Origin of the sequence: Pseudomonas sp. YH-1, assembly GCF_051990045.1 — a bacterium.
Taxonomy (GTDB): Bacteria; Pseudomonadota; Gammaproteobacteria; order Pseudomonadales; family Pseudomonadaceae; genus Pseudomonas; species Pseudomonas nicosulfuronedens.
In genome coordinates this window covers 6,297,605-6,309,050 of sequence record NZ_CP178184.1, presented here as the reverse complement: position 1 = coordinate 6,309,050, position 11,446 = coordinate 6,297,605, and the positions used below count along the sequence as shown (strand labels likewise).

Sequence of the window (11,446 nt, the reverse complement as noted above, 5' to 3'; positions counted from 1 at the left end):
CCCGCCTCGCTGGCCATATAGGGAGAACGCCATGGCCGAGCCGAGTAGTGGGGCAGCCGTCGGTACCGCCGTCGTCGGGCTTGGAGCTGCCACGCTGTTCCCAGGCGTTGACCTGAATGCAGTGATCGGCGCCTTCGCCGGCGCCATCTTCTTCGTGGTGTACGCCCGCGACCTAACTGCCTGGGCCCGGATCGGCTATCTGCTGGTGTCCTGGATTGGTGGCTACTACGTCGCGGCTGAGGCCGTTGGGCGTGCCTGGACAGCCTACTCGGGCCTTCCTGCCCTGGTGGCGGGGGCAAGCATCGTCACGGCACTGATCGGCGTTCTTGAGTGGATGATCGGAGGCAAGGCGCCAACCTGGTTGCGCGCTGTCTTCGAGCGCCTTACTGGAGGTCGGAAAGATGGCAGTTGATCCGGTAACCCTGCTCGCCGCCGTCGTGTGCGGGGCTATCTGCGTCCGCATCGTCACCTATCGCCGCGGTGAGGCAACGTATCGCCTGGGTGTTTCCCTGTGCGCATACGTGCTCGCTGCTGGCTCGGGTGCCCAGGCAGTGCAGATCATGTTCGGTGCGCTGCTGGCCCGGCCAGTCCCTGCCGTCTCGCCCTGGCTGCTGATGGTGCTGCTGGTCATCCTGGTGCTGACCCTTCGCGCGAATGGGAACGTGGCCAGAATCTGGCGTTTGAGCTGAGAAAGCTTCCTCATGATCGAGATCAGCCCTGGCACGCTACATGACTTCGAGGAAGAGCTGGCCAGCCTCGAGAAGGACCAGATCCCCTTCGCAGCAGCTCTCGCGCTGACTCGCACAGCTCAGGCTGTCGATAAGGTGCTGGTCACCTCGATGCGCACCGTGTTCGACCGCCCGACGCCCTACACCCTGAACAGTCTTCGCGTGTTCCCTGCCACCAAGGAGAAGCTGGTGGCTCGGGTGTGGATGAAGGACGAATCGGTGAAGGCCGAGCCCGCCACGCGCTGGCTTACTCCTGAGATCTACGGCGGTGACCGCCGGACGAAGCGGGTAGAGCGGCAGCTGCGAGAGCGCGGCATCTTGCCTGAGGGTAAGTACGTTGTGCCTGGTGCAGGAGCGAAGCTGGATAAGTACGGCAACATGAACCGAGGCCAGGTCACCAAGGCGGTCTCAGGTATCGGCGGGTACACCCAGCAGGGGTATGACGCCAACGCTACCGACAGCGCGCGCAGCGTGAAGAAGGGCAACTACCGTCGCTACTTCGTGATGCATGGCCCTGATCGCCAGCCAATAGGCATTGCCGAGCGCACTGCCAAGGGCAAGGACGGACTGGCCATGATCCTGGCGTTCGTGTCGAAGCCTACCTATCGCAAGACGTTCGACTTCCATCAGATCGCGCAGCGAGAAGCTGAGGCGAGGCTGCGCGACGAGGCCGTGAAGGCAGTCGCAGAGGCTCGCCGCACCCGTCGCCGCCGGTGAGATGTGGCACGTCACTTCCCCACTAGCTTGGAGTTGTGGCACGCCAAACCCCCGACAGCTGAAACTTGTGCCCGAAAAAATCGCGATAGCTGCAGGCCCGTGGGGGGATTTTGGGTCCTCCCGGGAGGGGTGTGGCCCGAGGGTAATTCGAGCCCCGCGCGCCAACTATGTATGACCAAAATTCAGGGGTTGGTTGTTGTGTTGTTATGAGCAAATCAGACATCACCCGGCAGCCTCATTGGCTCAACAAGAGTCGAATGGCGGCGAGCCTCGCAATAAGCACGCAAGCCTTTGATAAATGGGGCGTTGAGCCGGTAGCAAGGATTGGTCGAGAGGCCTTCTACGATGTCCGTTCCGTGCTAGAAAACCGCCTCCAGTGTGCGGAGCGGAAACACCAACCAGACGATGATCTTCCTGAGGGCATCGACCCGCTGGCCGAGCACAAGCTGACGCAAGAGCGCCTTCGACTTACTACGGCGCAAGCAGACGCCCAGGAGCTGAAGAACCAGGTAGCAGCGAAGACCCTCGTGCCAACTCCGTTTGCCACCTTCGCCCTTGCCAAGATCGCGGCCAAGATCGGGTCGAAACTGGAGACGGTATGCAAAACAGTGCGCAGCCGCATTCCTGACACACCGCCTTTGGTGTTGGAGGCCTTCGAACGCGAGATAGCGCTGGCCAGAAACCTGGCCGTGGAGTTCGCCGAAGACCTACCGGAAATCCTTGATGAGTACTCAGCCACCCTGGATGAATGACCTGCGGAAAGCGGTCGATCTGGGTTTGCAGGGGCTTTACAAGTCGCCGCCGATGACGGCGGTTGAGTGGGCTGAAGATCCCGACGACGGTTTCTACATGTCGGCGGAGTCCTCCTACAACGAGGGCAAGTGGAAGACTGCTCCTTTTCAGATCGCCATCCTGAACGCCATGGGCAACGACCTGATTCGGGTCGTGAACTTCGTGAAATCGGCGCGAATCGGCTACACGAAAATGCTGATGGCAAACATCGGCTACAAGATTCAGCACAAGCGCCGCAATGTGCTGATGTGGAGCCCGACCGATCCAGACGCTGAGGCGATCAGCAAAAGCCATGTCAACGGACTGATTCGTGACGTGCCGTCGATGCTGGCTTTGGCGCCGTGGTACGGCCGCAAAGATGGCCGGAACACCTTGGAAGCCAAAGTGTTTTCCAACCGGAGGACGCTCTGGACGCTCGGCGGCACCGCATCTCGCAACTACCGCGAGAAGTCAGCTGACGAGGTCATCTACGACGAACTGTCGAAGTTCAACGCTGATATTGAGGGCGAGGGATCACCAACTTTCCTCGGTGACCAGCGCCTGCGCGGCGCGGTTTCTCCGAAGTCAATCCGAGGCTCTACTCCAGGAACTGAAGGAGAGTGCCAGGTCACGAAGGCAGCCGACGAGTCGCCTCGCAAGCTTCGCTATCACATTCCGTGTCCCCACTGTCATCACGAGCAGACTTTGAAGTGGGGCGGAAAAGACTGCTCCCACGGCCTGAAGTGGATATCGAATGAGCTCAACGAGGCCACCTCGGCGTGGTACGCCTGCGAGAACGACAAGTGCAACGCCACGTTTGAGCATCATGAGATGGTGCTTGCGTCGGAGCGCGGCCGATGGATTTGCGAAGTGTCTGGGGTTTGGACGCGGGATGCCATGGCGTGGTTCGGGCCCGACGACAAGCCGATAAAGACACCGCGCTCTCTGGCCTTCTTCTGCTGGGCTGTTTACAGCACCTGGACCGGCTGGCTTGAGTTGGTGGACGAGTGGCTGAAGGTCAACGGTGATCGCGAGAAGCTGAAGACCTTCACTAACACCATCCTTGGCGAGGTGTGGGTTGAGGATCAGTCCGAACGCCTGGAGTGGGAAACGCTCTACGGCCGTCGTGAAATCTACCCCTGCACCGACTATGTGCCGGAGCAGGCGCTTGGGCTCTTCGGTGGTATCGACACCCAGGATGACCGTTACGAACTACGGGTGTGGGCCGTTGGCGCTGGCGAGGAGATGTGGCTGATTCGCCGCGTCATCCTCACCGGCAACCCGGATAGCGCAGAGCTGCGGCGCCAGGTTGGCGTCGAGATCAATCGGCAGTTCAAGCGTCCGGACGGAACGCCCATGCGTGTTGAACGCTGGTGCTGGGATGCCGGCGGTCACCATTCCGACGCTGTAGCCGAGGAGAGCATCAAGCACGGCGCTCGGTGGGTGATCCCGATCTTCGGTGCCAGCACCTACGGCAAGCCCATCGCCAACTTCCCGCGGCGCCGGAAAAACAAGATCTACAAGACCGAGGTGGGTACCGATAACGCCAAGGAAGTGATCTACGGCCGCCTGGGCATCGTGGTGCCGCAGCCCTGGGTTTCAACGCCAGGCTGCATTCACCTGCCCCTGGTTGACTGGTGCGACGAGGACGAGCTTCGGCAGCTCACCTCTGAGCGCAAGAAACGGAAGATCCACAAGGGCAAGCCAGTACTGGTCTGGGACAACGAAAAACGGCGCAACGAGGCACTGGACTGCCTTGTGTACGCCCTTGCCGCCCTGCGCATCAGTCAGACCCGCTTCGGCTTTGACCTCGATGCGCTAGAAGCTGCTCGGCTGTCAGCCGCGAAGCCGGTTGAGGCTGTCGTGGTCAAGCGCGAGCGCCCTAAAAAGCAATCAGCCCAGGAAGTGAATGACGCATTCCTGAGCACTACAGGTAGCAGCCCATGGCTATAGAACTTTCCCAGGCCAAGACCATTTTGGAGCGGTACGTGGAGGCGGAGCTGGCGGTGCTCGATGGACGCTCTGTCACCTTCGGCGCACGCACTCTGACGATGGCTGACTTGGATGAGATCCGCGCCGGCCGACAGGAGTGGGAGCGCAAAGTGGCGAATCTCGAAAGCGCCGCTCGCGGCAGGTCCCGACCCTACAAACTGGCGGTGTTCTGATGAACTGGTTCGATCGTGTATTGGAGCCCTTCGCTCCCGGCTTCGTGGCCAGCCGCCTGCGGAGTCGTGCACTGATCCAGGCCTACGAGGCCGCCAAGCCGAGCAGGACGCACAAGGCCAAGGGGGAACCGCGCAGCGCAAACTCGGCGCTGCAGGCTGCCGGCCGATCTCTCCGCGAGCAGTGCCGCTGGCTCGATGAAAACCACGACATCGTGACCGGCATCTTCGACCGCCTGGAGGAGCGTGTGGTCGGCGGTGCTGGTATCGGAGTGGAACCGCTGGTGCTGGATCTGGCTGGTGACGTGCATCTGGAATTCTGTGCGCAGATCAAGGCCGCCTGGGCTGAATGGTCGCTGAAGCCCGAGACTGCCGGCGAGATCACCAGGCCACAGATGGAGCGCCTGGTCTGCCGCACCTGGTTGCGCGATGGCGAGACCCTGGCACAGAAGATCATGGGGCCGGTGGCGAACTACAAGCACCTGACCTCAGTGCCATTCGCCCTGGAGCTGCTGGAGCCGGACTATCTGCCGTTCGAGAAGAACGACCTGGCAAAGGGGATCATTCAGGGCATTGAGCGGGATGCCTGGCGCCGGGTGCGGGCATACCACCTGCTGACGGCTCACCCGGGGGACCTGGGCCTGGGCATCCTGCAGAAGACGAAGCGGGTCGAGGCCGACCGGGTTATCCACATTGCTCACCGCAAGCGGATTGGCCAGAACCGAGGCGTACCGCTGCTGCACGCCGCGCTGATCCGCCTGGCGGACCTCAAAGACTACGAGGAGAGCGAGCGTATCGCCGCGCGCATCTCGGCGGCGATCTCCTTCTACATCAAAAAGGGTGAGCCACAGGACTACGAGGCGAAGGGGGAGGAGGCCAAGCGCGGCACCTTCCCGATCGCGCCGGGGATGGTCTTCGACGACCTGCAGCCCGGTGAAGACATCGGGATGTTCGAGAGCAATCGCCCGAGCACTCTCCTCGAGGGCTTCCGCAACGGCATGCTCCGGGCAGTGGCAGCCGCCGGCCGCAGCGCCTACTCGACCATCGCGCGATCCTACGACGGGACCTACTCGGCGCAGCGTCAGGAGCTGGTCGAGGCGCAGGAAGGCTACGACCTGCTGCAGCACGAGTTTATCGACTACTGGTGCCGTCCGGTTTATCGCACCTGGTTGCCGCTGGCGATTGCTGCAGGCGTCCTCAAGGTCCCCAAGAACGTGGACATGTCCACGCTCTACGCGGCCGTTTACCAAGGTCCTGTCATGCCGTGGATCAACCCCGTGCACGAAGCCAATGCCTGGGAATTGCTGGTGAAAGCCGGATTCGCAGACGAGGCCGAGGTAGCCCGCGCTCGCGGCCGCAACCCGCAGGAGCTGAAGAAGTCCCGCGCCTCTGAGGTCAAGACCAATCGCGAGCTGGGGCTCGTCTTCAGCTCGGACGCCTACCACTCGTTGGTCAAGGACGGCATGAATCCGGTGGAGGCCGTGCAGAAGGCTTATCTGGGCGTCGGGAAGATGCTCACCGCCGACGAGGCCCGCGAACTGGTGAATCAGTACGGGGCGAACTTGGCCGTGCCTGGCCCCGACTTCACCGCAACAAGCAACCAAGGAGGCGCCAATGGGCAGCCATCAAACCCTGAAGAACCTGCTCCAGCCGATGGCGATGGCCGCCGCGCTGACTGAGGAAACCAAACCGAGTGAGTGCTGGTATCGCATCAAGGCCGTCGCGCGTGGCGTGGCCGAGATCATGCTGTACGACGAGATCGGCGCCTGGGGCATCACCGCGCAGCAGTTCGCAAAAGAACTGAAGGCTCTCGGCGATCTGCAGCGTATCGATCTGCGAGTTCACTCGCCCGGTGGCGATGTCTTCGAAGGGACCGCCATCTACAACCTGCTTAAGCATCACACGGCCCGCGTGGACGGCTACGTGGATGGATTGGCCGCCTCCATGGCCACCGTCGTTCTGATGGCCTGCGACACGATCTACATCCCTGAGAACGGGCTGATGATGATCCATAAACCCTGGGGGATCTCCGGCGGCGACGCAGATGACATGCGTCGCTACGTAGAGATTCTCGACAAGATCGAGGACTCCATGGTCACGGCGTACGCCAGCAAGACCGGGAAGTCCGCCGACGAGATCAAGGCTCTTCTCAAGGAAGAGACCTGGATGACCGGCCGCGAGGCCATCGAGGCCGGCTTTGCCGACCAGCTCACCGAGCCGCTCAGCGCGGCAGCTCAACTCACTTCCAAACGCATGCAGGAGTTCAACCACATGCCCCAAGCTCTCAAAGCTCTGATGCAGCCGCGCGCGCAAGTCACCCCGCCGGCTGCTCCGACTCCTCCGGCCGCGCCGGCGGCTCCCGCAACCCCTGCTGCTCTGGACGAGAACGCAGTCCGCGCCCAGCTCCAGGCCGCCGAGAACGTCCGCCGCGACGGCATCCGCGCGGTCTTCCAGCCCTTCGCCGCCACTCATGGTGAGATGCTCAACGATCTGCTGCTGGACAGTGCTGTCACCGTCGAGCAGGCCCAGGCGAAGCTCCTGGCCAAGCTGGCCGAAGGCGCCACCCCGTCCGCCGGCCCCCAAGCTGCCGCTGGCGGAAACGCGGTGATTTACGCCGGCAACGGCAACCTGGTGGGCGACTCGGTTCGCGCTTCCGTGCTGGCTCGCGCTGGCCTGGAAGAGCGGCAAGCTGACAACCGCTACAACTTCATGAGCTTGCGCGAGCTGGCCCGCGCTTCGCTCGCTGATCGCGGCATTGGAGTCTCGACCCTCGATCCGATGCGCATGGTAGGCCTCGCTTTCACCCACACCACCAGCGACTTCGGCATCATCCTGCTGGATGTCGCCAACCGCTCCATGCTGGCGGGCTGGGAAGAGGCTGGCGAAACCTTCGACAAATGGACCAAGAAGGGCTCTCTGTCGGATTTCAAAACCGCCAGCCGCATCGGTCTCGGCGAGTTCCCGGCTCTGCGCCAGGTGCGCGAGGGCGCCGAATACAAGTACATCACCATCGGTGAGCGCGCCGAGCAGATCGCCCTGGCCACCTACGGCGAGATCTTCAGCATCACCCGCCAGGTCGTCATCAACGATGACATGAACATGCTCACCGACATTCCTCGCAAGATGGGCATGGCGGCCAAGGGCACCATCGGTGATCTGGTTTACGCGGTTCTCACCAAAAACCCGGCGCTGAGCGATGGCAAGGGCCTGTTCCATGCCGACCACAAGAACTACCTGACTGGCGCTGATTCGGCGCTGTCCATCGATTCGCTGAGCAAGGCCAAGACTGCGATGGCCACGCAGCGGACCCAGGTGGAGGGAAACGCCAAGGGCCGCACCCTGAATATCCGCCCGGCCTTCGTGCTGACTCCGGTGGCCCTGGAAGACAAGGCCAACCAGATCATCAACTCCGAGTCGGTGCCGGGCGCCGACGTCAACAGCGGCATCATCAACCCGATTCGCGGCTTCGCCGAGGTGATCGGCGAGCCGCGCCTGGACGACGATTCGGCCACCGCCTTCTACCTGGCCGCCCGCCAAGGCTCCGACACCATCGAGGTGGCTTATCTCGATGGCAACGAGCTGCCGTACATGGAGCAGCAGCAAGGCTTCACCGTCGACGGCGTGGCCACCAAGGTCCGCATCGACGCCGGTGTGGCCCCGCTGGACTTCCGCGGTCTGGTGAAGTCCAAAGGCGCCGCCTAATCGGCACCGCCACCTCAAGCCCCGCACCTGCGGGGCTTTTTCATTTCAGCCATCTGGAGACCCAACATGGCCAAGAATTTCGTACAGGACGGCGACGTCCTGACCCTGATCGCTCCGGCCGGTGGTGTCACCTCCGGCGTTCCGGCGGAAGTCGGCGACCTGGTAGTGGTACCGCTGGTGACCGCCGCTGCGGGCGAGGAGTTTTCCGCCAAGGTCGGCGGCGTCTGGAGCCTGCCGGCCGCCGCCGGACTGGCCCAGGGCGTGAAGTGCAGCGTCCTGGATGGTGAGCTGGTGGCTGCTGCCACCGCCGAATCGGTGCCGTTCGGCTACATCACCGAGCCCACTGTCGGCGGCTTTGCTTCCGCGCTGCTCGTCCAGCAATGACCAGCGACAGATTCGCTCGCGCGCTTGGCCGCCTGCATGAGCGAGTGGTCGAGCGGCTGAACGACGGAACTGCCCAGTACCTGGCCAGGGATGGCCGCTTGGTGGCGAGCAATCTGACGGTCATCGTCGACCACAACCTGATGCAGAACGGCCCAGAGGGCCTGATGCGTGCGGATGCTGTCGCCATCAGTTGGCGGAAGGTGTTTCTCGACTCGGTCGAGCGCGGCGGCGTGTTTGTACTCTGCTGCGGCCGGCGACTGCTGGTCGAGGATATCGCAGCCGACGACGGCCACGTGGTGACTGCTGCCTGCATGGAGGCCCCATGAGCAACATCCTCACCAGCGTCCGCCAGGCACTGATTCGGCGCGTCGAGCAGATCACCGTCGACAACGGCTGCCTGACCAACATTGGCCAGCAGGTCCGGACCGGTTGGCTGAATGAGGTTATTACCGAGAAGGGCCTGCCTCAGCAGTTCGTCCTGATCCAGAAGGCGCCGAACCGGCCACCAGAGGGCAAGCCGGGCGCGCTGCGGATGCATGTCGGGTACTTCGTCATCGGGCTGGTTCGCACGGACGTTTCCACCTACGAGGAATCGCTCGAATCCATGGAGCTGGATATCAGCCAGGCCTTTGTTCCCGTGGAGGGTCAGTTTCCGAAGTGGCTTCCGAAGGGCTGCACCGGGACCACCGTTGGCTCATCCGATCCTTTCCCGCCCGGCAATGGCCAGCCCTACGCCGGCGTCATCGTTCCCGTTCACATCACAACCATCATCCAGGAGCCGATCCGCCGATGAGCACTGAGAAACCCGTGCAGCAGGTCGAGGTAGTCCTCACCGGCGCGCATACCCACCAGGGCGTCGACCGCAAGGTTGGCGACAAGATCAAAGTCACCGAGCGCCAGAAGGCCTTCCTGCAGCAAGCGGGCAAGGTTGAGCGCGCCGCAACTACTCCCAAGGAGGCGTAAGCCCATGACCATCAACAAAGAAACGGTCGTCATCGGCGGCCACTGGAAGGCGCGTGAGGCCGGCTCTGGTCTGCCGTTCCAGAAGTGCGGCCTGGTCTCGACCATCCAGCACACCACCGAGACCAATACGCTGACCCTGCCGGACACCACCACCCCGCAGGGCGGTGAGTACGACAGCCTGGACCGCGTCACCAGCGTGTCGCTGGCGATCAACTTCCGCGAGATCTTCACCTGGGTGCTGGCTTCCCTGGTGTGGGGCGATGCAACCAACGTCCCGGCCACCACCGTAACTGGCGAAGTGCACATCGCAGAGGTGGATGGCACCATCGCCCTGGACAAGATGCCGCTGAGCATCACCGGCGTCAGCAACGAAGCCGGCACTACCGACTTCGACGAGTTCGACGACTGGGTGATGACCGGCTCCGGCATCGAACCCGTGCCCGGCGGCGCGCTGGAGACAGCGATCAAGGCCTCTCCGTCCGGTACGCCGTACAAGGTCAGCGTGGACTACAGCTCCGCTGCTGTGGACGTGATCGAGGCGCTGACCAACAGCGGCAAGACCTTCGAGTTCCTCTTCGAAGGCGAGAACGCCGCCGGCACCCAGAAGCGCATCGAGGTTCGCTTCTTCCAGTGCCGCCTCAACCTGGCCACGCAGATGGACTGGATCAACACCGACGACTTCGGCGGCTTCCAGGCGACCGCGAAGGTGCTGAAGGACAACACCAAGGTCGGCAACGGAACCTCGAAGTACTTCCGCATCAAGAAGGAACTGGCTGCGGCGTGACGCCGGGTGTCAATCTGGGTACATTCCCTCCCATTGAAGAATGGGAGGGAGCCCTCTATGCAATGCCCGAAATGTGGCTATGAGCCCACGCTTAACGAAATGCAGGCTAGCCCTGACTCCTGCACAAGTTGCGGAGTGATTTACGCGAAGCTTCAGGGTGGTAAGCAGGAGCCTGAAGTAGTAGAGAAGCACCGTGGGCATTCCCGTGGACTCGCCTTCTGGATAGCCTTTTTATTACTGTTTTGCGCAGTTGGCTTTGGCGCTAAATTCGGCTACGACAAGTATAAAGAAAATGAGGTTGTGTCCTCGGCCAGGCCGTCCATAAAGGTAACTACTGCTTACCTGGCTCAGCAGATTGGATATCATAAATCAGATTCAAGTATCACGTTTGGCGAGTACTTTGAAAGGGCGTCGAATGCTATATCTGAAATCGACAAGCTGATAATTAATCTCAACGGAATAGACTCGGGGATCGCTAGGGATAAAATTGTCCTAGCGTCGCGTTACATGGAATGCGTTCGTGAGACCATTCGCGACATGAGCGCGATCATGCGGGCCTCAATGAGAGCTGAGTCTGCCTCAGCTGCGGCGGAAGATGCCCATAAGGAAAGCATAGAAACAAGCAATGAATACACTGCGCAATACGCATCTGCAAGGTATCTGAAATCCTTGGAAGAGAAGAAGAAAGAGTTGGATAAGATTCTAGAGGTTGAACTCTCGCTAACGTCGAGGGTTTCCGATCTTAAGAATCTGTCTTCTGAAGTTTCAGCAGTCTACGGTACAGACTCGGTTGTTGCCATCGAACAGCTAGGAAGAATAGGAAAGTAAGAGTCGATCACTTAAAACCCGCTTCGGCGGGTTTTTTATTTTCTGGAGAATTAGATGTCTGAAGCTTCAGGGTGTCGCACGGTCCCAATCGGTGGGCTGCATGTCACTGTGCGAGAAATGACCGTCGCCCAAGTCCGCCAGCTGATGGACACCATCACGGCCGACCTGATCGGCGACTCATTGCTTGGTGGTGCGCTGCGCCTGCATGACCTTGCGGTGATGTCCTCGCTGACCACCGAGCAGATCGACGGAATGACCCCGTCGCAACTCGAAGAGCTAGCCAAGGCCTGCCGTGAGGTAAACCGCCATTTTTTCGAGATGCTGGGGCGACTGGAGAAGGTTCTGGTGAAGCCATAGGGCGCCTAGATCAAACCATTGCCCTGCTGGTGCGCATCGGCCACCAGAAC

Annotated in this window: 15 protein-coding genes; all 15 read left to right on the top strand. The window is 61.5% G+C overall.

The features are described from left to right. Positions 1 to 31: 31 nt before the first annotated feature. The 15 genes from ACKI1H_RS29220 (at position 32) to ACKI1H_RS29150 (ending at position 11,396) form a co-directional block, all read left to right on the top strand. Positions 32 to 412 (top strand): putative holin, encoded by a 381-nt coding sequence (locus ACKI1H_RS29220; RefSeq protein WP_430317535.1) that lies wholly within the window; start codon positions 32 to 34, stop codon positions 410 to 412. Then, positions 402 to 689 carry a phage holin family protein gene (locus ACKI1H_RS29215; RefSeq protein WP_440467129.1) on the top strand — a complete coding sequence of 96 codons (288 nt, stop codon included), beginning with the start codon at positions 402 to 404 and terminating at the stop codon, positions 687 to 689. Before ACKI1H_RS29220 ends, ACKI1H_RS29215 begins: the two co-directional genes overlap by 11 nt. Before the next feature lie 12 nt (positions 690 to 701). Beyond that, positions 702 to 1,445: a hypothetical protein gene (locus tag ACKI1H_RS29210; protein WP_440467128.1), complete on the top strand. Its 744-nt coding sequence runs from the start codon at positions 702 to 704 to the stop codon at positions 1,443 to 1,445. A gap of 206 nt (positions 1,446 to 1,651) precedes the next feature. After that, a complete protein-coding gene (locus ACKI1H_RS29205) occupies positions 1,652 to 2,197 on the top strand; it encodes a terminase small subunit (protein WP_440467127.1) in 546 nt (181 codons plus the stop codon). Continuing rightward, positions 2,169 to 4,169, top strand: a complete 2,001-nt coding sequence (locus tag ACKI1H_RS29200) for a phage terminase large subunit family protein (RefSeq protein WP_440467126.1) — start codon at positions 2,169 to 2,171, stop codon at positions 4,167 to 4,169. The genes ACKI1H_RS29205 and ACKI1H_RS29200 overlap by 29 nt, the downstream gene beginning before the upstream one ends. After that, the gene (locus tag ACKI1H_RS29195) at positions 4,160 to 4,381 is read left to right on the top strand and encodes a DUF6148 family protein (protein ID WP_440467125.1); all 222 of its coding nucleotides are present in this window, start codon (positions 4,160 to 4,162) and stop codon (positions 4,379 to 4,381) included. Before ACKI1H_RS29200 ends, ACKI1H_RS29195 begins: the two co-directional genes overlap by 10 nt. After that, entirely contained in the window at positions 4,381 to 6,057 is a 1,677-nt protein-coding gene (locus ACKI1H_RS29190; protein WP_440467124.1) for a phage portal protein, read from the top strand. The genes ACKI1H_RS29195 and ACKI1H_RS29190 overlap by 1 nt, the downstream gene beginning before the upstream one ends. Beyond that, positions 5,993 to 8,080 carry a ClpP-like prohead protease/major capsid protein fusion protein gene (locus ACKI1H_RS29185; RefSeq protein ID WP_440467123.1) on the top strand — a complete coding sequence of 696 codons (2,088 nt, stop codon included), beginning with the start codon at positions 5,993 to 5,995 and terminating at the stop codon, positions 8,078 to 8,080. Before ACKI1H_RS29190 ends, ACKI1H_RS29185 begins: the two co-directional genes overlap by 65 nt. A 66-nt stretch (positions 8,081 to 8,146) precedes the next feature. After that, entirely contained in the window at positions 8,147 to 8,464 is a 318-nt protein-coding gene (locus tag ACKI1H_RS29180) for a capsid cement protein (RefSeq protein ID WP_440467122.1), read from the top strand. Further along, entirely contained in the window at positions 8,461 to 8,790 is a 330-nt protein-coding gene (locus ACKI1H_RS29175) for a hypothetical protein (RefSeq protein WP_440467121.1), read from the top strand. Before ACKI1H_RS29180 ends, ACKI1H_RS29175 begins: the two co-directional genes overlap by 4 nt. Further along, positions 8,787 to 9,257 carry a hypothetical protein gene (locus ACKI1H_RS29170; protein ID WP_151189218.1) on the top strand — a complete coding sequence of 157 codons (471 nt, stop codon included), beginning with the start codon at positions 8,787 to 8,789 and terminating at the stop codon, positions 9,255 to 9,257. Before ACKI1H_RS29175 ends, ACKI1H_RS29170 begins: the two co-directional genes overlap by 4 nt. Further along, positions 9,254 to 9,427 carry a DUF7210 family protein gene (locus ACKI1H_RS29165; protein ID WP_440467120.1) on the top strand — a complete coding sequence of 58 codons (174 nt, stop codon included), beginning with the start codon at positions 9,254 to 9,256 and terminating at the stop codon, positions 9,425 to 9,427. Before ACKI1H_RS29170 ends, ACKI1H_RS29165 begins: the two co-directional genes overlap by 4 nt. A gap of 4 nt (positions 9,428 to 9,431) precedes the next feature. Then, positions 9,432 to 10,211: a hypothetical protein gene (locus tag ACKI1H_RS29160; protein ID WP_280056019.1), complete on the top strand. Its 780-nt coding sequence runs from the start codon at positions 9,432 to 9,434 to the stop codon at positions 10,209 to 10,211. Positions 10,212 to 10,268: 57 nt separating this feature from the next. Continuing rightward, entirely contained in the window at positions 10,269 to 11,039 is a 771-nt protein-coding gene (locus tag ACKI1H_RS29155) for a hypothetical protein (protein ID WP_440467119.1), read from the top strand. A gap of 117 nt (positions 11,040 to 11,156) precedes the next feature. After that, positions 11,157 to 11,396, top strand: a complete 240-nt coding sequence (locus tag ACKI1H_RS29150; protein ID WP_440467118.1) for a hypothetical protein — start codon at positions 11,157 to 11,159, stop codon at positions 11,394 to 11,396. Positions 11,397 to 11,446: the final 50 nt, after the last annotated feature.

Coding starts and splice junctions, on each gene's coding strand:
- ACKI1H_RS29200 (WP_440467126.1), top strand. CDS start 2,169: ATGAGTACTCAGCCACCCTGGATGAATGACCTGCGGAAAGCGGTCGAT.
- ACKI1H_RS29170 (WP_151189218.1), top strand. CDS start 8,787: ATGAGCAACATCCTCACCAGCGTCCGCCAGGCACTGATTCGGCGCGTC.
- ACKI1H_RS29220 (WP_430317535.1), top strand. CDS start 32: ATGGCCGAGCCGAGTAGTGGGGCAGCCGTCGGTACCGCCGTCGTCGGG.
- ACKI1H_RS29190 (WP_440467124.1), top strand. CDS start 4,381: ATGAACTGGTTCGATCGTGTATTGGAGCCCTTCGCTCCCGGCTTCGTG.
- ACKI1H_RS29205 (WP_440467127.1), top strand. CDS start 1,652: ATGAGCAAATCAGACATCACCCGGCAGCCTCATTGGCTCAACAAGAGT.
- ACKI1H_RS29155 (WP_440467119.1), top strand. CDS start 10,269: ATGCAATGCCCGAAATGTGGCTATGAGCCCACGCTTAACGAAATGCAG.
- ACKI1H_RS29215 (WP_440467129.1), top strand. CDS start 402: ATGGCAGTTGATCCGGTAACCCTGCTCGCCGCCGTCGTGTGCGGGGCT.
- ACKI1H_RS29175 (WP_440467121.1), top strand. CDS start 8,461: ATGACCAGCGACAGATTCGCTCGCGCGCTTGGCCGCCTGCATGAGCGA.
- ACKI1H_RS29195 (WP_440467125.1), top strand. CDS start 4,160: ATGGCTATAGAACTTTCCCAGGCCAAGACCATTTTGGAGCGGTACGTG.
- ACKI1H_RS29185 (WP_440467123.1), top strand. CDS start 5,993: ATGGGCAGCCATCAAACCCTGAAGAACCTGCTCCAGCCGATGGCGATG.
- ACKI1H_RS29150 (WP_440467118.1), top strand. CDS start 11,157: ATGACCGTCGCCCAAGTCCGCCAGCTGATGGACACCATCACGGCCGAC.
- ACKI1H_RS29210 (WP_440467128.1), top strand. CDS start 702: ATGATCGAGATCAGCCCTGGCACGCTACATGACTTCGAGGAAGAGCTG.
- ACKI1H_RS29180 (WP_440467122.1), top strand. CDS start 8,147: ATGGCCAAGAATTTCGTACAGGACGGCGACGTCCTGACCCTGATCGCT.
- ACKI1H_RS29160 (WP_280056019.1), top strand. CDS start 9,432: ATGACCATCAACAAAGAAACGGTCGTCATCGGCGGCCACTGGAAGGCG.
- ACKI1H_RS29165 (WP_440467120.1), top strand. CDS start 9,254: ATGAGCACTGAGAAACCCGTGCAGCAGGTCGAGGTAGTCCTCACCGGC.